Below are 22,231 nucleotides of genomic sequence, written 5' to 3'. Positions count from 1 at the left end.
CCGCAGGAGTTGCGGGCGGCCCTTGTTGATCAGGACCAGTGGTGGGGAGCCAGGGGATTAGCTCGCAGCAGCAGCAGCGAGAGCCGGGGACTCGGTGAAGTTGAACTCGCCGCCGCGAGCACCGGCGAGGAACGCGACGCGCTCGCCCTCGGTGAAATGCAGCGTGACTTCGGAGTTCACAGCGTGCAGGTGCCAGCAGGTGTGCTTCAGCTCGCCGCGATATACCAGAGCGAGCTCCTCGGTACTAATCGTGACAGCACCGTTGGAGCAAGCCAGTCCGTTGTTGACCTCGTGAAGGAAGTTGGCCCACTGATCGTGGGTGAACTCCAGACGCGGCCCCTCGGGGTCCTTGCTGTCACGCACAGTCACCCCCCTGGAATGCGGCGCGGGTTCTACACACCCGCCACCGCCGTTTGAGTAGGAGCTGGCCCTGAAGACGAGCTCCTTAGATCCGGGCATGTTGTTGTCCTCCTTCAACTTCAAGCTGCCGCGAGGCGGTCGAGACGTGAGGCGATCGCCTCTTCGGCCAGGCGGCGTGCCTCGTCGTGGTCCTGCGCCACGGCTTTGCACATCCGCTTCCGGGCCAGATCGTATGTCCTGACTCGATCTTGGTCCTGGATGTAGCGGGCTCCATCCTGGAACTCGATGTAGCCGATACTCTGCGCCACCGCGAAGTCCAACAGCGTGAACTCCCCGTCGAGGCCGTCGTGAACGGCGATCTCCTCGGATGGGACGTAGAGGTGCACGTTCGGCAGCTTGTTCCATTCTCGCAGGGCTTCGAGCTGCTGTCGCATGACCTGCGGGCCTCCGACGAGGCGGTCCAGGGTTCGCGGCTCGATGAACGTGGTGAAGTCGAGCGGATTCTCGGACGATCGCAAGCGCTCCTGGCGGGCGCGGCGCAAGCTGACTACGTTCGGCACCTCGGCCGGCGAGAACCGAAGATGGTTGTCGAGCAGGGCTTCGTGGTAGGCGGGAATCTGCAGCATCCCCGGAATGACCATCGGCTCCCACACGAACTCGGCGTTCGCCAGGCCCTCGAGGCCGACGAAGGTGGCGAACCAGTCTTCGACGACGTCCTTGAAGTCGGCCCACCAGGCGCCCTTGCCTGCGTAGCTACCAGCGAGACGAGCCAGACGGTCGATGTCGGACTGGTCGCACTTGTAGAACTTCATCAGTTTCGTGATGCGCGCAGGCTCCTGGGCTGTCGAACCTGACTCCATGTTGCTGACCGTTACGTGGCTGCACCCTGCGGCTTTGCTCGCCTGCGCCTGGGTGGCCCCGGCTTTGTTCCGCGCGTTGAGCAGCTCGGAGCCGATGAGCCAGCGCAGCGCCTTGGGGTCTTCTCGTTGCTCTGGCATCCTGCCTCGCTTCCCGTGTTCTCGTCGCTGAAGTCGGGGCTTACTACAGCACCTTCACCAGCGTCTACACACACAGTGTCGCAAGTCCGTGCGTCACACCATCAGGTACGCCACCCATACGGGCTACACTTCATCTTAAGTTTTCGGTCTATGGTAAGGACGCGGTTCGGGAGAGCCGCAACCGGCCGGGCGGAGCAGAGGACGCTCCTCCCCCCTGGCGTCCCTGTGACGTGGGCTAACGCGGTAATCCGGACCCCCCGCGGGAACCGCCACCACACCGCCCGGCCGGCCTCAAGCCCCCAGCGGGGCTCTAGGAGATCGAGCCGGACCCCCGACCTGGCTCGATCACGCCCCCAGGGCCTCGCTGGGAACCACCAAGGTCGGGAAGAGGCGGTTGAGACATGTCCGGTCGTTGGCAACGCGAAGGCGTCCACGCTGGTACTCCCGCCGATCCAGTCGTCAAGCATCTCGACGGCGTGCCCTGGTACGCCGCTTCTCTGCCGTGGGTCCTGCATCGTTGCCGCGCGCAGACCATCGCCTTGTGGTGGGAGCGCAGGTCGGACGGCTGGCTCAGCCAGTTCCCGGCGGGCGGCACGTCGTTCTGCGCGTGCGGCGCCACCGCTGATCTCAACACGGACTCCGGCTGGCGCGGCCGCAACGAGCGCCGCTCAGCGTGCGCGATGCCCGACCTGGAGGCGACTGTCGAGTTCTGCTTGACGTTGCCGCACCAGCAGATCGAATCCCCCGCGGTGCCCAGCGTGCGGTCAGCGCTCCGTGTCATGGCAGGGCGGTGACTTCTCCGATGGTGGTCGTGTTCGTGATCATTGCCGCGCTCATCTTCTTCGCCCGGTTGATCTACTGGGCCACGCGCATCCGGCAGGACGCCAGGGACGCCGCCGTGGCCGAGGCCCGGCAGCAAAAGGCGGCAGCATGACCATGCCCGCCGAAGACGAAGTCAGGTCCGGTGTCCGCTGGCTGCTGAGCGCCGGCTGGCAGGTCAGGCCGAACCCGATCCTTCACAAGGTCCGAGCCGTCCAGCTCTCGCTGATCTACACCGAGGAAGGCGAGCGCTACGTCGACGTCGTGACGTTGAGCTTCAACGCGCCGTCACTCTTGCTGCACTGCGTGGCCAGCTACAACCCGGACTTTCCCTTTGACCACAACGTGGTCTGGGAGGAGTTCCTGCCGGTGGGCGAGGCCCTGAAGTACGCGATGGATCTTTCGGAGCACCTGCATCAGCCGACCGGCCAGAACCCTGCCGAACCAGTTCCCGACAACCAGCACCAAGGCAAACCCGCTCAGCAAGCGCCGGAGTGGTTCTTCGAGGGCCGCGACAAGACCTAGCTGAGGCGGTTCGCCAGCTTGCCAGCCATAACAACCACCGGGGAAGCCAGAACCATGCCGGAACCGACCACGGAACGCAGCAAGATCAAGGCCCTCGCCCTCGACGACCCGTGGGGCGCGCTAGAGACAGCCGAAGGCGCCACCGCCGTGCGCCGTGCTGTCGAGCGCCTTCGCCGCGCCGGATACACCCAGTCCGACCGGCTGGTGACCGATCCCGCGATGGATCGTGACCGACCTGCTCGCATGTTCCAGCGGTTCTGGAAGGGCGTGACCTGGGTCGTCCTCGCGTCCTGGGACGGCTCGTTCGCCTACCGGGTGCCCGTCGACGCGTTCCGTCCCGACGACCTCTTCACCGTGCCCAGCTCCGACGACCTGTCCGCGTTCATGCCGGACGACGCGGAACTCGACGGCGACGACCAGCAGACCCTGAAAGAGGACGAACAGCACGCGCTCGACGACGCCGCGCGTGAGCGGCTGCGGCAGGTGCGATGGACCAAGGTCGGCCTGTTCACTGAGGTCGTCGAAGCGATCCTCGAACTCCCCGAGCTACCGGGGCACTCGCACTTCGCCAGGTCGCGATCCACCTCCGTGACCGCGTGATGGCTCAACGACCAGAGCCGCGCGACGTCGTGCCCATCGCCGAGACGGCCGCGTTACGTGCCGCGGTGATCACCGCCGAGGAGCGAGGCAAGAAGCCAGCTCACCAGCGCGTCCAGGGCAAACTCCCTCGGCTGATCATCCAGGATCCCCGGCTTGCGGTCTGGCTGATCTGCGACGGCCGCGCGGCACGCGATGACAGCAGCCAGGTCTACCTCCTTCTCACCGAGGCTCACCTGCCCGGACTCAATGACGTCGACGCGCAGGACGCTGCCGTCCTCGGCGCCTACGTGACCGCGTTCGCGCAGGCGCTCAACGAGGCCAGGTACCGCACGAAGATCGTCACGATTTCCCGGCCGCCCAGACCGGCCAGTCCCCCGCCGCCGAACAACTTGCCTTGACAGAGAAGGAGAACGTCGTATGGGCCAAGCCACCCTGCTGAACACCGCCGGCGTGCTGGTGCGCGCGAACACGACGCGCGGCGTGAACATCCGCCTGATCGAGCTGGCGACCGAGCACGGCTGGGTCAACAACTATTACGGCAACGCCGAGCTCGCCGCCGCAGGCCGCGCTCGGAGCGCACCCTCCCCGGACGTCGAGGAGCAGCTCGCCCGCGGCGGCCGGGAGGCACAGGACTGGTTGACCGCGTTCGCGGTGCCCGAGGGATACGAGCTCGTCGAGATCGACGACGGCGTCGTGTTGGGCCCGGAAGGCGAGGTGTAACAGCCAGCAGTCCGTCCACTGTGGACGGGCTGATGTTGTTCTGTCCCAAGGTAGAACAGGAAAGGGTTCCATCGTGACCAACCTCGGTATGCCCACCATGCCCGCCCCCGCACCGCTGGTTCAGGCACAGTCCGGGCCGGTGATCTTCACCGAAGGACACCACTTCCGGCTCAACGGCGAGACGTCCGTCGACGAGCTCGCCGAGCAGATCAACGCCCCGCTCTCGGTCATCCAGCAGATCACCAAGAGGTGCGACTTCGACTGCAACTTCTGCTCGGAGACGCTGCAACTGCCCGACCCCACCCTGGACCAGCTCGACACCATGCGCGCGAACCTCGCGGGCGTGCAACGAGTGTTCCTCTCCGGCGGTGAACCCTTGCTGCGCCGGGACTTCGGCGACGTCGTCGACATGTACGCCCCCGACTTCATCCTCGGGATCCCGACCAACGCGACCAGGGGCGCGCAGTGGGCTGAGCGCATGGTCGGCAAGATCGCCTACGTCAACGTCGGTCTCGACGGCCCGCGTGCGATCACCGCACGACTGCGCGGAGACTGGGACAAGATCATGACCGGGATCCGTGCGTTCCAGGAGCACGGGCTCCCGCTGTCGCTGTCCTGCGTGGCGCTGCGCTCGGGCCTGCACGGCCTGCCCTACCTCTATCAGATCGCCGACGCGATCGACGCGGGCAAGCTCAAGCTCATCATGCCGCTGCGCAAGGGGAACGCGCTCAAACTGCAGGAGAGCGAGTTCATCACCGAGGCCGAAGCCGAGGTCAAGTTCGGCGAGCTGACCAGCCTGGCTGCCACGTTCGGCTGGCAGCCTGCCCTCCGGCTGACCACGTGGAACGAGTCCACCGAAGGCCACATGATCTGCATCGAGCCGACCGGCCAGGCCAGCGCCTGGCCGGTGTACGACGCGAAGAACTTGTTCGAGCCGCTGGGCAACGTGCTCGAGGAGCCGATCACCGAGATCTGGCAGCGTTACCGGTTCAAGCGCAACCACGTCGCGAAGTACCTGGGCACCAGCATCCTCGCCACCCAGCGAGGTGGCAGTCATGCGTAGGACCACCAACCTGCATTGGCCGATCGAGCCGTACGGCGCCACCCAGCGCCCGTTCGCTCCGGAGCGGCCGATGATGGCCGCCGTCGCGGTCGGTCTGACCGGGTACGTGCGGCGCCCCGAGTGGGCCTGCGTGATCTACCTCTACACCGACTCCACCCGCACCTTGTCGCTGGACGGCCAGAGCCTCAACTTCGGGTTCGAGGTGCTGACCAGCGAACCGGACGACAGCCCCGCCATCCTGCCCGAACGGTTCGACGAGATCCTCGTGGCCAGCCGACGCCACGCCAAGGTCCTCGCCGGCCACGACGTCGCCGCCGATCTCGCCGCGCTCACGGCGTTCGGCGTTGACCGTCGGCTTCCCGGAGTGGACAGCGTCCGCCAGCAGTGGACCGCACGTCAGGCCAAGGAACGCGGGACCGCCAAGGTGATCGACACCGCGCACGACATCGGCGAACCGGCGGTGACCGACCTGGCCGCGGTGTGCGAGCACGCCGCACTCAAGGCCGCCACGCTCGCCCCGCCCGAGGGCGCCTCGCTGGCAGTGACCGTGCGACAGGCCATCGTCCGCACGCTGGCGATCGCCCTCGTCGCGGCCCGCGCCGCCGGCCGATACGACTGGACCAGCCCGGTCGACCTCGACGACCTCGTCGCCGACGCGGCCTGGGACCACCTCGACCAGCTCGACCATCTCGCCGAGAAGCCGACCGACGCGCTCGCCCCCTGACCCACACGGTGGTGGCCCGGCACCAAGATGGACCGGGCCACCACCCCGACATCCCGAAGGAGCGGACATGATCATCACCACGAACATCCCCGGCAAGAACGGCCGGGCACCCCGCCGCACCGCCGGGACGACGCTCTGGGCATCCATCGACGTCGAGTGGACCAAGAACTACCGGATCAAGAACGGCAACAAGCCGTTCTGCTACTCCGTGGTCTACGCCGCGCTGCCCCGCAGCGGCGACTCCGTCGACCTGACCGAGCTGCCCTTCTCCTACACCAGCGTCTACATCGAGAACCCGGACGAGATCCCCGCCTTGTTGGCCGCAGCCAACAAGGCGGTGAGCACCGCGTTCGCTGCCGCCGACCACGTCACCGGCCACCAGTTCACCAGCGACCTCGGCGTCCTGGCCAACGCGAGCGCCGCGCCCCTGGAGGACGTCGCCAGCGCCCGCCAGGCCTGGCGGAGCCGCCGGGACGGCGACCTAGTCGAGCGCCGCGTCATCGACACCCGCTACGACACCGACCACGTGCTGGCCTGCAAGTCCCGCCGCCTGGTCGACGTCTGCACGGAGCTACGGCTCGACGTCACCCAGCCCGAGCTGCGCACCAAGTCCATGACCGCGCTGCACCGCGCCTACCTCGACCAGGGCTCCGTCGAAGCCCGCGAACGCGTCAGCGTGCTCAACCTGCGCCACAGCCTGTCCACCGCCCTGGTCGCCTTCCGCGCCACCGGCCGCGCCGGCTGGAGCGGCACCCTCAACGTCAACCGGCTGCTGGCCGACCAGCTCGACGACTCCTTCGCATGGCTCGCCCATCCGACCTTCACCGACCTGCTGTGAAAGGGACTCCGTGACGATCCGCGACTGCCAGACCATCGCCATCGACGGCACGCACGCCTCCGGCAAGACCACCCTCATCCACGCCCTGACCGCCACCTACCGGCGCCAGGGCGTCAACGTCGCCGCGATGGGCGAGCCAGCTCGGACCAGCCCATTCATGGAGGAGATCGTCATCCACGGGCGCGGCACCTTCGACCTCGCCGCCGAAGTCGACGTGTTCGCCGCCCACCTGCAGTTCCACCTGCGCACCGCACGCCACCACCAGCTCCTCATCGCCGACAAGACGATCGTCAACGTGCTCGCCTACGCCCGGATGCTGCTCGACGTCGCGCCCGGCAGCCTCGACGCCGCGGTGCTCGACGCGATGGAGCACTTCTGCCGAGCCTGGGCGCCCACCTACGACCTCGTTTTCTTCACCCACGACCACTACGACCAACCCACCGACGGCTTCCGCGCCAAGGTCTCCGGCCTGCAGGACAAGGCCGCCACCACGCTGCGCGAGCTCTACGACCGGCTCGGCGTGCCCATCCTCGACGTCCCGGCTGGACTCGAGACCGAACAGCGTGTCGACTGGATCACCCGGCGGGTCGCCGACGCCGGTCTGGTCCTCGCCGGATAACCTGTGGCCTTCCACGCCGCCGACCAGCACAGGATGACCACGACGTGCCGTACACCAGCTTTGTTGACGTCATGCTCCTCCTGGTCCGCGACGGGCACGTCCTGCTCGCCCAGCGCTTCGACACCGGCTACGCCGATGGCGACTGGAACCTTCCCTCCGGCAAGCTCGAACAGGGCGAAGACATGGTCGCCGCCATCATCCGCGAAGCCCGCGAGGAAATCGACGTCGAGCTGGACCGCGACGACCTCGACATGGTCACGACCGTGCACTACCTCAATCCCGAAGGTCACGCTCGCGTGGGGTTTTTCTTTTACGCGCGCCAATGGCGCGGAGAACCCCGCAACGCCGAGCCGCACAAGTGCTCACAGATCCGGTGGTTCCCTCTCGGCCAGCTCCCGGACAACACCGTGCCGTACACGCACGCCGGGGTCGAGCTCTACCGCCGCGGCGAGTCGTTCGGTCTGCAGGGCTGGCCGCACCCTGCCGTGCCAGCCCTGGCCGGTCGCTGACCCGGACCGCGTCGCTCTCACACCTGGTCAGGACAGGCTGGTCCCAGCCAGCATCCGAAGCAGCTGCGCGCCACCGTCCGATGCGGCGATAGCAGTGACGTGTGGGAAGAGCGACCGCGCCAACAGCCTCGTGTCCTCGAACATCAGCAGGCTGTCGAGTTCGTGCTCGGCTACCCAGGCGAACGGGTGCGCGGGCTCGCTGACCTGATGCGGCGACTCGGCAACCCCCACGTACTGATGGTCGACGTGAACGTGTGGCTCGCCCAGATGATTGTCGGCCGGAACGTCGATCTCGGTGATCCACCACGGCGCCGGCACCTGCCGATGCGGATACCCGTCCGGCAGGCCCAGCGCCGGGCCAGGCACGAGCAGCACCTTTCGACCGGATTCCTCGACCGCCTCACGTTCGGCCGCCGCCGCTGGCGTCTCGTCAGGCTCGACATGCCCACCGACGACCATGTGCCTGCCCAACCGGGGATGCACGATCAGGCCGAGACGCCACTCGGTCGGAAACCGATGGAACAGAAAGGTGGACGCCGTTGCGTGCTTGATCATCGCGCTGTACTCCGTCGGGTGCTCATACCGGCTGGTCGCAGCGAGCGTGCCCTGCGGCACGTCGCGAATCCCGCAACCTCACCGAGCTGATGGCCTCGGGCCTATCGACCGGTAATGGCGCCAAGGAAATGGTGAACCTCGTCCGGTAGATCGGCGAGAACCTGGAGGGTGTGGGTTCTTCCGGCCACGCTGTCCGCGTCGATCTCGGCGAGCGTGGCGGTTCCGGGTCGTCGCTGTGAGCCGCCAAGGTCGCGTACGGCGGGCTGTCGCCACGGGGTGATGAACGCGCACGAGGCACGCAGCACCGTGATCCGCTCTGCGATCCCAGCGTCGCCGAACGCAACCTCATCTGCGAAGAAGCCGGTCGCGTCCGGCATGTTGGCGACCAGATGCTCGCCAACCACCGCCTCGTAGCGATCGGAGATACGGGGCAGACGCTTCCCAGTGACCGCCGTGAACACATCCGTGTCGGTGAGCAGCGCGTTGAAGTACCACGTGATCCTGTTCGTGCCCCGGACCTCCTCCCCCGGTCGATGCGAGCTTTCGACGCGGGCGAGGATGCCGAGTTCGCGCTGGAGCAGCAGCACACACGGCTCGTCAGTGGAGCTGCTCCCGTTGTGGTGGCGGGTGATGTTCCAGCGGCTGATCTCGTGGAAACCCGCGTCCGCGTGGCGGGTCAGCGTCGAGTCGAACGACTCGTAGCCGGTGCCCGCATTCGGGTGGCGGCGGCGAAGCAGCGGCCCGAACCCGCCGGCGTTGTAGATCTCGTCCGCCCAGTTCACGATGTACCGCCGTGCCTCACGATCGTCCAGCTCGGCCACCGGGCGGCGGCCACGGGCGAGATCGTCGTCGCCGATCAGCCCGAGCAGTCGTGCGTGGTCATCCGGGCCGGGCTTGACGAGGGAATGCACTGGGGACGTCATCGCTTGCCACCGTAGCGGCACAACGCCTCACCTGGCTTGAGACCGCGACCGGCCAGCACGGCGTGTTGAGTGCTGGGCTTATTTCGTGGGTGGTGAGCCGTAGCAGGTACGGCGTCGGATCCGAAATCGTCCGATCCTGCACACGCTGGTCCGGATCGTAAAGAGGTGCGTGCCGTGCTGGAGTCCTTGGATCGTGGCCTTCTCTTCGCGCGAGCTGTGGGCGGTCACCGTCCGGGGCAGGTTGGTGTGGTTGTCCCAGATTGCGAGTTTGTAGGTGACCCTGCGGGAGAACGTCCGCCTCTGGCGCTTCCCCAGCTTGCGCAGCGCGCGACGCGCGGCGTCGATCGTGTCGTGCAAGGTCTGATGAACCGTGTGGTCCGGGGAGCACTGCGCGACGAGGTTGGCGTGGCGGAGGTAGCCGGGATCAGCGCCGATGACCACAAGCCGGTCTTTGCGCGGCGGTTTTGCGAGTTCCGCGCCGAGTTCCAGCAGCGCGATCGGCTGGTGCAACGTCGGGCTTGCCGGAAACCAGAACAGCACCACCATCGGCTCGGCGAGGTCCCGGTGCTCGCGTTCCCACCGCACCTGCGACTGCTCGCCTTCGGGGTCAGCGACATCGAACTCGGACCGGCGTGGGTTGATGACGACGCAGGTTTCGTCGGCCAGTTGCCCGCGTGCCGTGGCCTGCCAATCGGGACAGTCGCTGATTCCGCCGAGCAGCAGCACTGCCGGTGGATCGTCGGCCGTGGGGCGGAATCGGGTTGGCGCCTCGACGTAGCGGGTCGTCATGTCCATAGACCTAACCAGACGGGGGTTGTTTCGTCGGGGATTGACTGGTGGCGGGCGAGGGACGGCGTCCTGTCGGCCCGGACCGATACCGTGTCCCCCACGCCGAGCAGTCGAAGGAGCAGGGCCGTGGATCCCGTCAACCTCACCATCAGCTCGACCGCGCCGGGCGGAGTCGACAAGACGGTGGCCACCGCGATGTTTCCGCTCCACCTCGCCAAGTGCCCTCCGCTGGCGAGCAAGGACGTCCCGCTGACTGCCGTGCTGCGCACTCTGCAGGAGCACAGCAGGTACGACCTGTTGCTGCTCGACTCCGAAGGCCGGGTCGACTGGCCGCCACTGAAGGCGTAGGGCTCGAGTATGGGACGCCCGCACCGCGAGGTACCGACCTGGGCACAAGCGCAGGCCGCCGCCACCCGGATCTGGACCCAGCGCCAGGGCGACGACCGGCTGCCCGACCCCGATGACCTGCTCGGCATCGCCCATCACGTCTGGCGCAACCCGGTCACCGACACCGACCAGGTGCAGGCCGAGGCCGCCGATGCCGTGACGATCCTCGACTTCGTCCGAGCACATGAGGACCGCGTCCGGCTCGGCGTGCTGTCCGGCGCTCGCAAGGCCGGGATGACCCTCGTCGACCTCGCCCCGATCCTCGGGTTCGTCAATCCCGACGACGAGCACGCCGTTCGCAAGAGCGTGCACTCCTACCTCCGCCGCCTCGAACTCGGTGTCGCCGGCCTGCCGAAGGACGAGGCCATCTACCGAGCCCGCAAGCAATTCGAGGACCGCAAGGCCAAGCTGCTGCAGGCCGAGCTGGACTGGCTCGTCCGGCCCGAGATCGACACCGCCCTGCGCACCGTCGCCGCCACCATCCTCGAGCGCGCGACCGTGCTCGCCGAGGCGGCCGACGACCTGGCCGAACTCATCGCCGACGACCTGGACGACCTGCGCGGCGACCTCGACCGCTGCCAGGCACCCGCCGCGCTGGACCGGCTGTTCCTCAACCAGCTCGCCGTGACATGGCGATTCGTCGCCCGCCTGGCTCACCGCGGCGACCTGGCGAACGACCTCACCTTGCACGCCGCCCTCGACCGGGGCCGCGAGCTGATCGACCTCCACCGCAAACGGTTCACCATGCCGGACCAGCCGGACCAGCCTCGCCGCCGCCGTCGGCGGCGCCGCGCTCCCGACACGGCCGCCTGAAAACGCGTAGCCTGTCATTACGACGTTCGGGGGAACGTCGAGAATCGACGTCCGGGGGGACTCATGATCGGTTCCATAGTGGCGCGATCACGATCGCGTCGTCGGGAAATGCTGCCGCGCAGCGACCGGCCACCCAGAATCTGAGCAACGCCGGGCCGCCCGGCCAGTCCGCGAAACCTGCGGCGTCGTGTCGGGACCTCCCGGTACGGTGACTTCTCCGGTTCCAGTACGCCGGGGAAGGGAGACCGCGGTGGCGCTTCACAACACGTCCAGCACTGACGCCTGGGCTCAGGCGGTGTCGACGCACGCCCACCTGCTGGCGAACGGCCGCCTCACGCAGGTGGACGCGCCGACCCCTGCCCTGGTGCCCGAGCCGGGCGAGTACGCGGTCGCCGTCATCCCCGGCGGGATGACCTTCGCGCGCTACGCCTCCGCCCAGGTCGTCTACGGCGGCACCGGGTCCTCGCTGGTCGTGGGCTCGCAGCCGTTCGTGACCGGGTACGTGCTCGGCTCGCTGTTCCAGCGCGGACGCCGCCGTCGCCGTGTCCGGCGTGAGGCCGCGCCGCAGTGGCGGCCGACGCCGCTGCTGCGCGTCGTCGTGACCACCCGGCGGCTGTGGTGCGAGGTCGCCACGGACACCGGGCCGACGTGGCTGAACTTCAACTACGACACGATCGCCGACCTGCGCCTGGACGGCGCCGCGCTGGTGCTGTCGTTCCTGCAGGCCGAGCCGCTGCGCCTGTCCGGCGAGCTGGCTCCGTGGTGTGCCGCGGTGATCGCGCACTACCGCTTCGGGCCGAGCGCCCCGGCGGCCGTGCCCGCGTTGCACGCCGCCGCGCTGGCGGGCTGACCAGGAGATTTTGCGAGTGTGGAGCGCGTGGGATCGCCGCACCCAGGTGCGGCTCCGCCGGAGCGGCTGGCTTGACAGGCCGATCTTGCGGCGCTCCACACTCATCGAAAACCAGTTCCGAGGGAATCCCTGTGAACTGATCGCGCTCAGTCTATCGCCGGCGCGGGCAGAACCGAATCCGCCTAACGTGTGCGGTATAGTTGCTTCTACCCCATAGGGGATGACAACCCTGCGGGCGATCGAAGACCGCCACCGGAGAGGGTTCCGTCATGATCCGCCACGGCCGCCACGCACTGGACCGCAAGGGCGTCGCCGCCCTGAACCCCGGCAGGAAAGCGCCGTGGACCGAGCCGAGCCATCCGCCGGCCATCAACCTCGACCCGCTCGGCGAGACGCCGGAGGAGAAGACGCTGCCCAGGACGTTCCTCTACGACGAGGAGCAGGCCACGGCGTGGGCGTCCGGCGAGAGCGTGCCGACGTTGCCGACCAAGGACCACCCCGAGGACCTGCTCACCGAGCGGGACGCGGCGGCCTACCTGGACATCTCGCTGCCGGAGTTCCGCGACCGCGTGAAGTCGCTGCGGATCCCGCCCTCCGACGACAAGCCGTTCGGGGTCAACCACTGGCAGCGCAGCACACTCGACGAGTTCGCCGTCCCGGCAGGGCGTGGCGCCGGAAGCGGCGAGCCGCGACGCTGGGGCGTGGCCCGGAAGCGGATGAGGGAGGTCGTTGCCTCGCTGCCGCCCGGCCAGACCGTGGGGCCCACCGAATTGGCAAGGAAGGCGGACGTGAGCGTCGCGACCGCGCGGCACTTCCTGCGCGAGCCGGAGTTGGAGCTCGTGGCCACCTTCGCCCAGCCGATCGGCCCCGGCCTGGAGACGTGGGACGCCTTCATGGCCGACGTCCGCAAGCTCGCCGGGCTGAAGAAGTACTCCGGGATCGCCATCCGCATCACCGAGAAATAGCCCGACCGCAATACCCGCACATCGCCGGAGGCGCGTTCTAAGCGTCTCTTAGCGAAAAAACTCGTGTGCCTGAATACGGTAACGTTGCTGGTGTCGGAAACAGGGGTGACGCCCTGGGAACCGGCCCAATCGAAAGCCAATTCTCACGCACGAGGGATCATCCATGCTTACACTCATCGACCATTTCTGTGGCGCGGGCGGCAGCGCCCAAGGTGCAGAAGCAGTTCCCGGAATTCAGCTCATCCACGCCATTAACCACTGGGATCTCGCGGTCCAGAGTCACGCCGCGAACTTCCCGCACGCGGACCACTCCGTGACCGACCTGTCCACGGTGGACCCGCGTTACTTCCCCAAGACCGACCTCGGCTGGTTCAGCCCGGAGTGCACGAACCACAGTCAGGCCAAGGGAATCAAGCGCCACACGCAGCCGGACCTGTTCGGCGAGACTCTGCCCGACGAGGCTGTCGTGCGGTCGCGGGCGACCATGTGGGACGTCGTCACCTTCACGAAGGTGCACCAGTATCAGGCCGTCGTGGTGGAAAACGTCGTGGACGTCCTGTTCTGGACGGACTTCGACGACTGGCTGTTGAGCATGGTGAACGAGGGCTACGACTTCAAAATCGTCTACGCCAATTCCATGCACTTCCCAACCGCGAAAACCCTTCGTGCCCCGCAGTCTCGCGACCGTGTTTACGTCGTTTTCTGGAAGAGGGCGAACAAGGCTCCGGACCTGGAATTGCGCCCGGCCGCCTACTGCGCGAAATGCGACGTGGTTGTGCGGGCCATGCAGGTGTTCAAGAAGCCGGGCAAGTCGTGGCCGTCGGACCGGTGGGGCCGCTACCGCGCCCAGTACACCTACCGGTGCCCGAGCGCGACCTGCCGCAACGCCGAGGTCGAGCCGTTCGCCGCTCCGGCCGCCTCCGCGATCGACTGGTCGCTGCCCGGCCAGCGCATCGGCGACCGCAAGAAGCCGCTGCAGCCCGCGACCCTGGCCCGCATCACCGCCGGGCTCAAGAAGTACGCCGTGCCGCAGCTCGTCCCGGCCGGAGGCGGCTGGAACGAGGACACCACGCCGGTGAGCCTGCCGATGCGGACCCGCACCACCCGCGAGACCGAGGGCCTGGCCGTCCCGCCCGGCGGCCTGATCGTGCCGTGCGAGGGCCGTGAGGGGAAGCAGGCCCGCTCGACCAACGAGCCGCTGCGCACCCAGACCACCCGCGCCGAGACCGGCCTGCTCCGCCCGCCGGACTCCGCGCTGATCACCGCGTACTACGGCAGCGAGACCAAGGCCGACCCGGCCAGCCAGCCCCTGCGCACGGTGACCAGCCACGACCGGTTCGGCATCGCGTTCATCGCCGAACTGCGCGGCGGCGGCTGCAAGAAGAAGGTCCGCCCGATCACCGAGCCGATCTCCACGGTCACCGCGTCCGGCAACCACCACATGCTGGTCCGCAACAACGGGACCAGGGGCCCGGCCCGCGACGGCATGATGTGCACCCCGGTCACCGAGCCCGCCCGCACCATCACCACCGCCGGGCACCAGTCGCTGGTCGGCTGGACGGCCAACCTCGACTTCGCCCGGTTCGGCGTCTCGGCCTCCGGCGAACTGGAGGACCGGGGCGACCTCCCGCCCGCGCTGGCCGAGTCCACGTTCCGCATGTTGGAGCCCGACGAGATCCGCGCCGCGATGGCCTTCAACGACGGCTACACGCTGCTGGGCACCCGCCGCGAGCGCGTCAAGCAACTCGGAAACGCGGTGACTCCCCCGGCCGCCGAGTGGCTGCTCGCCCGGATCGCGGAATCACTCGGCTACCCGCCGCTGGAGTACGACGAGCTCCCCTTCGCGGCCTGAGCCGCCCCTCACCGCTGCTGGCGGGCGACTTGCCCCGCCCGCCAGCAGCACCCCAACCCGTTACTTCCCAAGGAGTTCCGCCATGAGCACGACCCTGCACGACACCCAGGACGAGGCCGAGATCCAGGCCGCCAGCCTGCTGGCCGAGGTGTTCGCCGGGCGGCTGGCCGCGCTGCGCGTGGCCTCCGCCGGCCGGATGCTGCGCCTGGCGTTCCCGGCCGCCGCGAGCATCCTCGTCGATACCACCGCCTGGTACTACCACGAAGAACACGGCAGCGGCGACGTCGATCTGGTGTCCATTCGCGACGCCGATGGCCGCGAGCTGTGGAACGACGAGGACGGCCCCACCCCGGAGCTGCCCGACGTCGACGGCGGCTGGCACGCGGTGCACGCCGCAGCCGAGAGCGAACTGTTCTCCGCGCTCGACCACCTGACCCCGGACGGGTGCGGCTGGGAGTCCTTCGAGCGCGAAGACCACAGCGACACCGACGTCTTCCGCATCGAGCTGCCCGCCCCCGGCCAGCAGCAGACCGAACCGCTGGCCGAGCGCGCCCTCACCCGGCTCCGGCCGCTGGCCGTCCAGCTCGGCTTGACGCTCACCGTCGCCTGATCCCCGCCCACCGACCCACCTCCACGGAGCTGACCACCATGACCATCACCGACACCGCCGCGGCCGAGACCGAGACCGACGCCGCCCTGGACCGGCTCGAAGAGCTGGTCGGACAGCTCGGCCTCACCGACGTCGACCACCTCGACGAGCTGGTGTACGACACGCTCAACGCCGACGCTTCCGAGCAGGTCAACACCGGCGCGCGGCCCGAGTTGGACTTCCTCGCCGCGTTCGACGAGCTGCACGACGCCGCCGACGACCGGGCGAGCCGGATCAACAACCAGGGTGTCCACGCCCAGCTGGCCGTCCTGCTCGACGCGCACGGCGAGATCGCGCTGACCGCGCTGCTGCGCGACATCGCCGAGCAAGGCACCCGGCTCTGAACTCCCCCGCCCCCGCGCTGGTCGGCGGGCCTGACACCCCGCCGACCAGCGCCATCGAAGACCAATCCCGAGAGGACACCATGCCGTCCGCACCGGCCCAACTGGCCTTCATCGGCCTCGACACCGTCCGGCACGCCGTGACCACCGACCGCGCCGAAGAGCACCCGGTGCCGGGCACGGTCACCAGCGGGCCCGAGCCCGACCTGGCCGCCTACGACCTGATCGTGGCGGGCCTGTCCGGCAAGGACGCCCACGCCATGCTCGACCGGCTCACCGACCAGGCCCGCCGGGCCGGTGTGTTCGACCGGCTGTTCACCGTGCACGCGGACATGGGCCTGATGGAGTGGCCATCGGTCCACCACCACGGCCAGGACTACCCGAGCAACCGCGAGCTGGTCGCCCAGACCGCTCTGCACTACGGCATCCCGGCCGACCGGCACATCGAGACCCACCGCGTCGTCACCGATCCCGACGGCACCCGACGCGCCCAGAGCCTGCTCGAACAGGCCGCGATGTGGCGCAAGTTCCCTGACGCAGCAAGGCGATGGTGCACAAGCGATTCCAAAGTGGACAAGATCCGGGCCGCGCTGACCCCGCTCGTTCGCCACCACCGCCGCCAGCTCGGCCGCCCGGTCAGAATCCTCAACGTCACCGGCGTGCGCGCCGAGGAGAGCACGAAGAGGGCGACCCGTCCGACCTACAGCGTCGGCTACGCCAACGCGCACCGGCAGCAGGACGAGTACCTGCCCGTGCACCACCTCGGCACGGCCGACGTGCACGCGATCGTCGACGGCAGCGGCCTGGCCCACCACTGGGCGTACGACAGCGAGCCCGGCGCCCGCGACTGGGGCGGCATGTCCCGACTGAGCTGCTCGATCTGCATCATGAGCAACAAGGCCGACCTGATCCTCGCCGTGCGCCGCCGCCCCAGGCTGGCCGCGCTCTACGCCGAGGTCGAGCACGCCATCGACCACGCCTTCAAGCTCACGATGCCGATGAGCCGGATCCTCGAGCTCGCCGAGGAGCCCGGCGGCCCGGAACCCGGCGTGGTCCTGGCCGAGGACGGCCCGGAGTTCGCCGCGCTCGAAGCCGCCGTCCGGGCCCAGCTCGCCGAGCCGGTCAGGCTCCGCGCCTCCACCGACTTCACCACCGTGCCGCCGGGCTGCCTGTCCTGCACCGCCTGCTGAACGCGAACCCCGCCGCTGCCCCGCCGAACCACGGCCGGGGCAGCGGCCTCGCGCATTCTTTGCGGCAAAACAGGAATGTTTTAGAACGGTATAGTTAGTCATGTCGGAAACAGGAGTGACGCCCTGGGAGTCCGGCGAAATCGAAAACCAATCCAACACGGGAGACCTCTATGCCCTCCACCATTGTGTGGATCGCGGCCGTCCTGATCGGCGCGTTCCTCATCTCCTACGTCGACTATCGACTGTTCAACCGGCACGCCCGGCGCAACGGCCAGGCCACCGAGCCCGAACCGGCCCCCACGCTCGCGCCGATCGAGCTCGTGATCGCCCGCCAGATCGACGGATGGCTGGCCGCGCCGCAGCAGACCGCCCGGATCTACGCCGAGGGACTGGTGACCGGCAAGGTCACGGCGGTCACCGACGCGGCGGACTGGGAGTACGTCCCCACCACCCTGGGGCACGCGATCGACCAGATCCACGAGGCGAGCGGCTTCCACTGGACGATCGACGCCGAGGAATGGCAGATCGGCATCGGCAGCATCCACGGCCTCGCGCACGGCGTCATCGAGTGCTACGAGACCGGCCGCCGCTTCGGCGTGCAGACCGACCTGAACATGTCCTGGCTGCTGTACGCCCATGACCTGGAGGGCACCGGCCTGACGATGGACGAAGTCGCCGACGCGTTCACCGGCGACCTGCTGGCCGCCGCCCACGCCTACCTGCGCGCCTGCGAGGCCCTGCCGATCCGGTGGTGAGCCGATCTTGGGGGACGGGGCGACAAGCCCCGTCCCCCAAGACGCAGCCCGCACCAGCCAACCCCGCCCAGAGGAAGAACCACCATGCGCGCAATGCCCGACGTGGCCGTCCGCGAGACCATCGCCCACTTCGGCGACCGCGAGGCGATCGTCACCCTGGTCAGCGGCCACGTCCGCTACTGCCACGGCCTGCAGATCACCGAGTACGGCACGGTCCGCCTCCTCGTCGACGGCGGCGAGAACGACGGCTGCTGGCTGACCGAGATCGCCGACATCCAACCGGCCGCCTGAACACCGCGCCGCGTGCGAACCCCGACCGGCAAACCGCCGCCGGGAGTCCCCCGCTTTCCCGGCCGGGCACCGGAATGACACCCGGAGGCCCGGCCACATCGAAGACCAGCAAGGAAGGAACACCATGCCCCGCACCGAGTACGGCCACGCCGACCTCGACGCCCTGATCACCACACTCGGCCTGGACAGCGCGGGCGCGACCGTCCGCATCGGCGGATGGCCGCCGATCCTGATCAGGATGGCGGCCCACTGGTTCGAGCACACCCAGCCCGCCGGCGGCCGGATCGTCTTCGCCAGCCCGACCGTCCCGACCTGGCAGCCACGAGCGCACCAGCGCCGCAGCGGCCTGATCGACACCTCGGTCGACTTCGCCGTGATCGGCGTCGAGACGGTCACGGCCCTGGCCGGACTGCTGGCCGACGACCCGCTGCGTAACGCCCACTTCGGCGCGGATGTGCCGGACGTGCCGCTGCGCATCGACCTCGACATCGAGCCCATGCCCGCGGCCACGCCGGACGCCACGGGGATCGAGGGCACCATCGCCCTCATGCGGATCACTGCGCCGCAGCACGTCCCCGCACGGTTCTGGCCCGACGACATGGAGACCGGCGCCCAGGAGCGCGTGACCTCCATCGACTACCCGCAGATGCTCAAGACGGTCAGCGCCACCTGGTGCGCCTGGCTCGGCTGCTGACCACGCCCCCGCGCTGCCCCGGCCTCGCACGACCGGCCGGGGCAGCGCCATATCACAGGCATTCCGCGAAGTCATTGCCACAAAACGAGAAACAGTCTTTTGGGTATAGTTAAAAGTGTCGGAAACAGGGGTGACGCCCTGGAGTCCGGCGACATCGAAAACCAACCGCAGTCGCGGCGGATTGAACACGATCCGTCTCCCGGAAAGGCTTTCCCGTGAGCGAGGAATCTCGTCAAGAGCAAATCCCTGGGCTATTGATCCCCCAGGATGACGACCGCCCGGTGTACTTGCTGTCCCAGAACGGTCAGTTGCGAAAAATTGACGTGTGGAACTGGACGATTCCCGCGTGGGCAGGCCGCTTCGAGGACGGAACCACCTATAACACATGCCCCTCGGCAGGCATTTGCCACAACGTTTGTTACGCCCTTGCGGGCGCGTACCGGTTCAAGAACGTCAAGCGCAAACACGAGGCCAACCTGCGGTTCGTCCTCGACGACCTGAACGGCTGGGAAAAGGCCATGATCGCCGAGCTCGGCGCGCGCAAATTCGCTGGAAAATGGATTCGCGTACACGACGCAGGCGATTTTTTCTCGGACGAGTATACATTGGCTTGGATGCGCGTAATGCGCGCCCATCCGACCCTCAATTTCTATTGTTACACCAAAGAGGTAGTGCGATTCCGCCGGATCGTTCTGCCGGACCCGCCCGCGAACTTCCACTGGTGCTTCTCCCTCGGCGGAAAGCACGACGCGCTGATCGACCCGCAGACCGAGCGCGTCGCCGACGTCTTCCCCACCGAGGAGGCCATCACCGAGGCCGGATGGCATTCCCAGCTCGGCGACGACCGGCTCGCGGTTCTCGGACCGTCCCCCGTCGGCATGTCGGCCAACAACATCCGGCACTTCACCAAGCGGCTGGACGGCCGCCGCTTCAGCGAATGGCAGGCCGAGGAGGACGCGCGCCGCGCCGAACGCGTGGCCCGCCGGGACGCCACGGGCGCCTGAACCCCCAGCGACCGGTGCGGGAGCCGGCCCGGCTCCCGCACCGTCACCGGCCATCGGCCCGGACCAGGAGTGACGCCCAGGTACGGGCCACATCGAAGACCAACCCAGAGGAATCCGCCATGCCCGCACCCGCCGCACCGACCCGCACCCAGCGCTGGCGCGAGAAGTCCGCCCTGTACCGGCCCGCCGGAGAAGACGGGTTCGACCCCGGCCGCTACGCGGTCGCCGAAATCCCCAAGGCGACCGGCAAGACGTTCGTGACCGCGCACCACTACACCGGCGTCTTCCCGCAGACCCGCTTCCAGTTCGGCCTGTTCGACACCCAGGCCGAGCAGACCACCGAGCTGGTCGGCGTGATCTCCCTGGGCAACGGCTCGCACCCCAACGCGCTGACCAACCCGTTCCCCCAGCTCGTTCCCTACGAGGAATCCCTGGACCTGAACCGGATGGTCCTGCGGGACTCGGTGCCCGCCAACGGCGAGTCGTGGTTCGCCACTCGCGCGCTCCGTCTCGCGGCCGAGCACGGCATCCGGGGCGTGATCGCGTTCTCCGACCCGAGCGAGTTCTGGCAGCCCGGCCCGGACGGCCAGCTCGTGCAGGTCAAACGCGGCCACTACGGCGTCGCCTACCAGGGCCTGAACATGGACTACCTCGGGCAGACCCGACCGAGCTGGAAGGACTACTTCCCGGACGGCACCGAGTGGAACCGCCGCTCGATCTCCAAGGTCGCGAACGGCGAAGTCGGTGGCCACGGCGTCGTTGCCCGGCTGGTCGGGCGCGGTGCGCCGCCGCTGACCACCGACCTCGACCCCGGCCAGTGGATCGAGCGCGCCAGGCGTGCCTGCGGGATCACCCGCCGCTGGCACGAGGGCAACCACAAGTACGCCGTCCGGATCGGCCGTACCCGCGGCGAGCGCACCCGCACCGTGATCGGCCTGGCCGCCCGCCGCTACCCGAAGCCGACGCTGTTCCTGCCCGGCCTGGACGGGGTGCTCCGGTGACCGCCACTTCGCAGCCCCGCCGCCGGGTCGTCCTCTCGCTCGGCATGGGCATCGACTCTGTTTCCCTTCTGGCGCACTGGATCCTCAACCCGGCCAGCCGGGACTTCGACCTCGGCGACCTGGTCGTGATAACCGCGATGACCGGCGAGGAGCACGACCGCACGCGCGAGCTGATGGAACGCCACGTGCTCACGCTGATGCGGCGACACCGCATTCGCTACGTCCAGCTCTGCCGCGCCGGCCAGGAGAGGAAACACGGCTACGTCGTGCTCAGCGACACCTGCTCGCCACGGCGGATGCACATGCGCGGCCCGTGGCGGCTCTCGGACGAGATGCGCGCGGCCGGGACGCTGCCCAGCGTCCGGAATGGACGGCGCTGGTGCTCTGAGCGCGCGAAGGGGGACGTGCTCGACTGGTGGGTGGCCGACAACATGGAGCCCGGTTACACCCACGTCGTGGGCTTCGCCGCCGAGGAAGGCCGCCGCGCCAAGCGCGACACCGAGGCCCGCCGCGAGAAGGAGGCCAAGGGCAAGGCCGTGCCCTGCCAGCCGTCCTACCCGTTGCTGGAGCAGTGGAACTGGGATCGCCAGGACTGCGCGACCTACCTGCTGGGGATCTTCGGCGAGCCGTTCTCGCGTTCCTGCTGCACGTTCTGCCCGTTCACCGGCGCGACGGCGGGAAGCCGGGACGAACTCGTCGCCCGGTGGCGCGACCAGCCCGACGCCGCCGCGTACGCGATCGAACTCGAGTACACCGCGCTGGCCTTGAATCCCAGGATCGGGGCCTTCGGCGTCGGCAAGACCGCCGTCGACCTCGCGCGGGACCACCAGCTCGACGACGCGCTCGCGCTGGCCAGCTCGCGCATCGACCGCACCGAGGTCTGGGACGTGCTGGAGGTCCGCCGGTTCTTCATGCCCAAGGACGGCGACGAGACGCTCAAGGGCGACTCCTGGCGCAGCGTCGCCGTCGCCGCGACCGGCGGCCGGAAGGAGATGCGGGACTGGCTGCGCGCCCTCGACGGCGTCACGGTCGAGACCGACGCCTACGGCATCACCCGCGCCTGGCGGCACAAGCGCGCGGACGACGACCAGATCCGCTACCCCGCCATCGAGTGGATGTGGGCCCTCGTGCCCCACGGCGTCCACAACAAGAAGAAGGCCGGGTTCGAGCAGCGCTGGACCAAGCTGCACACCGCCGCGCTGTTCTGACCGACTCGCCCCGCATCGGCCCTGGCAGGCCACACAGAAGCGACGATTAGACATATGCCTAATCGTCACGAAAGGCAAGGTGACCTGTGTCTTTGGATTGGGTATCGAACAGAGGCGAAAATCTGCCCTATCGTTTTAGGTATAGTTAGTGATGTCGGAAACAGGGGTGACGCCCTGGGATTCCGGCGA

At 68.4% G+C, this 22,231-nt stretch carries 30 protein-coding genes; 25 read left to right on the top strand and 5 right to left on the bottom strand.

Features of this window, described 5'->3' with window-relative positions:
• Positions 1-57: 57 nt before the first annotated feature.
• Together C503_RS44120 and C503_RS41060 are read right to left on the bottom strand one after the other, a co-directional pair.
• On the bottom strand, positions 58-459 hold the full coding sequence (locus tag C503_RS44120) for a DUF397 domain-containing protein (protein WP_084477343.1): 402 nt from the start codon (positions 457-459) through the stop codon (positions 58-60).
• A gap of 20 nt (positions 460-479) precedes the next feature.
• Positions 480-1,358, bottom strand: a complete 879-nt coding sequence (locus C503_RS41060; RefSeq protein WP_033401111.1) for a Scr1 family TA system antitoxin-like transcriptional regulator — start codon at positions 1,356-1,358, stop codon at positions 480-482.
• 476 nt (positions 1,359-1,834) lie between these two features.
• Here C503_RS41060 and C503_RS0127160 point away from each other — a divergent pair, with 476 nt between their 5' ends.
• The 11 genes from C503_RS0127160 (at position 1,835) to C503_RS0127110 (ending at position 7,775) form a co-directional block, all read left to right on the top strand.
• Positions 1,835-2,152: a hypothetical protein gene (locus C503_RS0127160; protein ID WP_018685374.1), complete on the top strand. Its 318-nt coding sequence runs from the start codon at positions 1,835-1,837 to the stop codon at positions 2,150-2,152.
• A complete protein-coding gene (locus C503_RS46280) occupies positions 2,149-2,292 on the top strand; it encodes a hypothetical protein (RefSeq protein WP_156893532.1) in 144 nt (47 codons plus the stop codon). Before C503_RS0127160 ends, C503_RS46280 begins: the two co-directional genes overlap by 4 nt.
• Complete coding sequence (locus C503_RS0127150) at positions 2,289-2,702, top strand: hypothetical protein (protein WP_018685372.1); 414 nt, start codon at positions 2,289-2,291, stop codon at positions 2,700-2,702. Before C503_RS46280 ends, C503_RS0127150 begins: the two co-directional genes overlap by 4 nt.
• Positions 2,703-2,756: 54 nt before the next feature.
• Positions 2,757-3,302, top strand: a complete 546-nt coding sequence (locus C503_RS0127145) for a hypothetical protein (RefSeq protein WP_018685371.1) — start codon at positions 2,757-2,759, stop codon at positions 3,300-3,302.
• The gene (locus tag C503_RS0127140) at positions 3,302-3,700 is read left to right on the top strand and encodes a hypothetical protein (protein WP_156893531.1); all 399 of its coding nucleotides are present in this window, start codon (positions 3,302-3,304) and stop codon (positions 3,698-3,700) included. Before C503_RS0127145 ends, C503_RS0127140 begins: the two co-directional genes overlap by 1 nt.
• Positions 3,701-3,719: 19 nt before the next feature.
• Positions 3,720-4,022: a hypothetical protein gene (locus tag C503_RS0127135; protein WP_018685369.1), complete on the top strand. Its 303-nt coding sequence runs from the start codon at positions 3,720-3,722 to the stop codon at positions 4,020-4,022.
• Between the two features lie 73 nt (positions 4,023-4,095).
• A complete protein-coding gene (locus C503_RS0127130) occupies positions 4,096-5,085 on the top strand; it encodes a radical SAM protein (protein ID WP_018685368.1) in 990 nt (329 codons plus the stop codon).
• Positions 5,078-5,809, top strand: coding sequence for a hypothetical protein (locus tag C503_RS43650; RefSeq protein ID WP_018685367.1), 732 nt, complete (start codon positions 5,078-5,080; stop codon positions 5,807-5,809). The genes C503_RS0127130 and C503_RS43650 overlap by 8 nt, the downstream gene beginning before the upstream one ends.
• A gap of 67 nt (positions 5,810-5,876) precedes the next feature.
• Positions 5,877-6,647 (top strand): hypothetical protein, encoded by a 771-nt coding sequence (locus C503_RS0127120; RefSeq protein WP_018685366.1) that lies wholly within the window; start codon positions 5,877-5,879, stop codon positions 6,645-6,647.
• A 10-nt stretch (positions 6,648-6,657) separates the two neighbouring features.
• Entirely contained in the window at positions 6,658-7,266 is a 609-nt protein-coding gene (locus C503_RS0127115) for an AAA family ATPase (protein ID WP_018685365.1), read from the top strand.
• Between the two features lie 44 nt (positions 7,267-7,310).
• Positions 7,311-7,775 (top strand): NUDIX hydrolase, encoded by a 465-nt coding sequence (locus C503_RS0127110; protein ID WP_018685364.1) that lies wholly within the window; start codon positions 7,311-7,313, stop codon positions 7,773-7,775.
• Positions 7,776-7,802: 27 nt separating this feature from the next.
• Here C503_RS0127110 and C503_RS43645 read toward each other — a convergent pair whose 3' ends face one another.
• From C503_RS43645 to C503_RS46945, 3 genes are all read right to left on the bottom strand, one after another.
• Complete coding sequence (locus C503_RS43645) at positions 7,803-8,390, bottom strand: NUDIX domain-containing protein (protein ID WP_018685363.1); 588 nt, start codon at positions 8,388-8,390, stop codon at positions 7,803-7,805.
• Positions 8,391-8,431: 41 nt separating this feature from the next.
• Complete coding sequence (locus C503_RS0127100) at positions 8,432-9,253, bottom strand: hypothetical protein (protein ID WP_026316741.1); 822 nt, start codon at positions 9,251-9,253, stop codon at positions 8,432-8,434.
• A gap of 78 nt (positions 9,254-9,331) precedes the next feature.
• The gene (locus C503_RS46945; protein ID WP_169514620.1) at positions 9,332-10,042 is read right to left on the bottom strand and encodes a nucleoside 2-deoxyribosyltransferase domain-containing protein; all 711 of its coding nucleotides are present in this window, start codon (positions 10,040-10,042) and stop codon (positions 9,332-9,334) included.
• A 126-nt stretch (positions 10,043-10,168) separates the two neighbouring features.
• Here C503_RS46945 and C503_RS46940 point away from each other — a divergent pair, with 126 nt between their 5' ends.
• The 14 genes from C503_RS46940 (at position 10,169) to C503_RS0127025 (ending at position 22,042) form a co-directional block, all read left to right on the top strand.
• Entirely contained in the window at positions 10,169-10,390 is a 222-nt protein-coding gene (locus C503_RS46940; protein WP_018685360.1) for a hypothetical protein, read from the top strand.
• Between the two features lie 9 nt (positions 10,391-10,399).
• The gene (locus tag C503_RS46935; RefSeq protein ID WP_018685359.1) at positions 10,400-11,242 is read left to right on the top strand and encodes a hypothetical protein; all 843 of its coding nucleotides are present in this window, start codon (positions 10,400-10,402) and stop codon (positions 11,240-11,242) included.
• Positions 11,243-11,492: 250 nt separating this feature from the next.
• Entirely contained in the window at positions 11,493-12,092 is a 600-nt protein-coding gene (locus tag C503_RS0127080) for a hypothetical protein (RefSeq protein ID WP_018685358.1), read from the top strand.
• Between the two features lie 269 nt (positions 12,093-12,361).
• Positions 12,362-13,057 (top strand): hypothetical protein, encoded by a 696-nt coding sequence (locus C503_RS0127075; RefSeq protein WP_018685357.1) that lies wholly within the window; start codon positions 12,362-12,364, stop codon positions 13,055-13,057.
• Between the two features lie 163 nt (positions 13,058-13,220).
• Positions 13,221-14,909: a DNA cytosine methyltransferase gene (locus tag C503_RS0127070; RefSeq protein WP_018685356.1), complete on the top strand. Its 1,689-nt coding sequence runs from the start codon at positions 13,221-13,223 to the stop codon at positions 14,907-14,909.
• Between the two features lie 82 nt (positions 14,910-14,991).
• Positions 14,992-15,519, top strand: a complete 528-nt coding sequence (locus tag C503_RS43640) for a hypothetical protein (RefSeq protein WP_018685355.1) — start codon at positions 14,992-14,994, stop codon at positions 15,517-15,519.
• Between the two features lie 38 nt (positions 15,520-15,557).
• The gene (locus C503_RS43635) at positions 15,558-15,902 is read left to right on the top strand and encodes a hypothetical protein (protein ID WP_018685354.1); all 345 of its coding nucleotides are present in this window, start codon (positions 15,558-15,560) and stop codon (positions 15,900-15,902) included.
• Between the two features lie 80 nt (positions 15,903-15,982).
• Positions 15,983-17,089: an adenine nucleotide alpha hydrolase family protein gene (locus C503_RS0127055; protein ID WP_018685353.1), complete on the top strand. Its 1,107-nt coding sequence runs from the start codon at positions 15,983-15,985 to the stop codon at positions 17,087-17,089.
• A 170-nt stretch (positions 17,090-17,259) separates the two neighbouring features.
• Positions 17,260-17,844 (top strand): hypothetical protein, encoded by a 585-nt coding sequence (locus C503_RS0127050; protein ID WP_018685352.1) that lies wholly within the window; start codon positions 17,260-17,262, stop codon positions 17,842-17,844.
• Between the two features lie 93 nt (positions 17,845-17,937).
• On the top strand, positions 17,938-18,135 hold the full coding sequence (locus C503_RS0127045; RefSeq protein ID WP_018685351.1) for a hypothetical protein: 198 nt from the start codon (positions 17,938-17,940) through the stop codon (positions 18,133-18,135).
• Positions 18,136-18,259: 124 nt separating this feature from the next.
• The gene (locus C503_RS0127040; RefSeq protein WP_018685350.1) at positions 18,260-18,829 is read left to right on the top strand and encodes a hypothetical protein; all 570 of its coding nucleotides are present in this window, start codon (positions 18,260-18,262) and stop codon (positions 18,827-18,829) included.
• A gap of 215 nt (positions 18,830-19,044) precedes the next feature.
• On the top strand, positions 19,045-19,833 hold the full coding sequence (locus C503_RS0127035) for a GP88 family protein (protein WP_245572599.1): 789 nt from the start codon (positions 19,045-19,047) through the stop codon (positions 19,831-19,833).
• Positions 19,834-19,952: 119 nt separating this feature from the next.
• Positions 19,953-20,834 carry a Mom family adenine methylcarbamoylation protein gene (locus tag C503_RS0127030; RefSeq protein WP_018685348.1) on the top strand — a complete coding sequence of 294 codons (882 nt, stop codon included), beginning with the start codon at positions 19,953-19,955 and terminating at the stop codon, positions 20,832-20,834.
• Complete coding sequence (locus C503_RS0127025) at positions 20,831-22,042, top strand: hypothetical protein (RefSeq protein WP_018685347.1); 1,212 nt, start codon at positions 20,831-20,833, stop codon at positions 22,040-22,042. Before C503_RS0127030 ends, C503_RS0127025 begins: the two co-directional genes overlap by 4 nt.
• Positions 22,043-22,231: the final 189 nt, after the last annotated feature.

Origin of the sequence: Actinokineospora enzanensis DSM 44649 (assembly GCF_000374445.1) — a bacterium.
Taxonomy (GTDB): domain Bacteria; phylum Actinomycetota; class Actinomycetes; order Mycobacteriales; family Pseudonocardiaceae; genus Actinokineospora; species Actinokineospora enzanensis.
The sequence above is the reverse complement of the archived record's forward strand: the minus strand, read 5'-3'. Positions and strand labels throughout refer to the sequence as shown.

Bases quoted from the DNA above. Each gene is read 5' to 3' on its own strand.
- C503_RS0127050 (WP_018685352.1), top strand. From the start codon at position 17,260: ATGCCCTCCACCATTGTGTGGATCGCGGCCGTCCTGATCGGCGCGTTC.
- C503_RS46945 (WP_169514620.1), bottom strand. From the start codon at position 10,042: ATGACGACCCGCTACGTCGAGGCGCCAACCCGATTCCGCCCCACGGCC.
- C503_RS44120 (WP_084477343.1), bottom strand. From the start codon at position 459: ATGCCCGGATCTAAGGAGCTCGTCTTCAGGGCCAGCTCCTACTCAAAC.
- C503_RS43635 (WP_018685354.1), top strand. From the start codon at position 15,558: ATGACCATCACCGACACCGCCGCGGCCGAGACCGAGACCGACGCCGCC.
- C503_RS0127100 (WP_026316741.1), bottom strand. From the start codon at position 9,253: ATGACGTCCCCAGTGCATTCCCTCGTCAAGCCCGGCCCGGATGACCAC.
- C503_RS41060 (WP_033401111.1), bottom strand. From the start codon at position 1,358: ATGCCAGAGCAACGAGAAGACCCCAAGGCGCTGCGCTGGCTCATCGGC.
- C503_RS0127135 (WP_018685369.1), top strand. From the start codon at position 3,720: ATGGGCCAAGCCACCCTGCTGAACACCGCCGGCGTGCTGGTGCGCGCG.
- C503_RS0127145 (WP_018685371.1), top strand. From the start codon at position 2,757: ATGCCGGAACCGACCACGGAACGCAGCAAGATCAAGGCCCTCGCCCTC.
- C503_RS0127150 (WP_018685372.1), top strand. From the start codon at position 2,289: ATGACCATGCCCGCCGAAGACGAAGTCAGGTCCGGTGTCCGCTGGCTG.
- C503_RS0127070 (WP_018685356.1), top strand. From the start codon at position 13,221: ATGCTTACACTCATCGACCATTTCTGTGGCGCGGGCGGCAGCGCCCAA.
- C503_RS0127045 (WP_018685351.1), top strand. From the start codon at position 17,938: ATGCCCGACGTGGCCGTCCGCGAGACCATCGCCCACTTCGGCGACCGC.
- C503_RS46935 (WP_018685359.1), top strand. From the start codon at position 10,400: ATGGGACGCCCGCACCGCGAGGTACCGACCTGGGCACAAGCGCAGGCC.
- C503_RS0127075 (WP_018685357.1), top strand. From the start codon at position 12,362: ATGATCCGCCACGGCCGCCACGCACTGGACCGCAAGGGCGTCGCCGCC.
- C503_RS0127140 (WP_156893531.1), top strand. From the start codon at position 3,302: ATGGCTCAACGACCAGAGCCGCGCGACGTCGTGCCCATCGCCGAGACG.
- C503_RS43650 (WP_018685367.1), top strand. From the start codon at position 5,078: ATGCGTAGGACCACCAACCTGCATTGGCCGATCGAGCCGTACGGCGCC.
- C503_RS43640 (WP_018685355.1), top strand. From the start codon at position 14,992: ATGAGCACGACCCTGCACGACACCCAGGACGAGGCCGAGATCCAGGCC.
- C503_RS0127030 (WP_018685348.1), top strand. From the start codon at position 19,953: ATGCCCGCACCCGCCGCACCGACCCGCACCCAGCGCTGGCGCGAGAAG.
- C503_RS0127055 (WP_018685353.1), top strand. From the start codon at position 15,983: ATGCCGTCCGCACCGGCCCAACTGGCCTTCATCGGCCTCGACACCGTC.
- C503_RS0127040 (WP_018685350.1), top strand. From the start codon at position 18,260: ATGCCCCGCACCGAGTACGGCCACGCCGACCTCGACGCCCTGATCACC.
- C503_RS0127120 (WP_018685366.1), top strand. From the start codon at position 5,877: ATGATCATCACCACGAACATCCCCGGCAAGAACGGCCGGGCACCCCGC.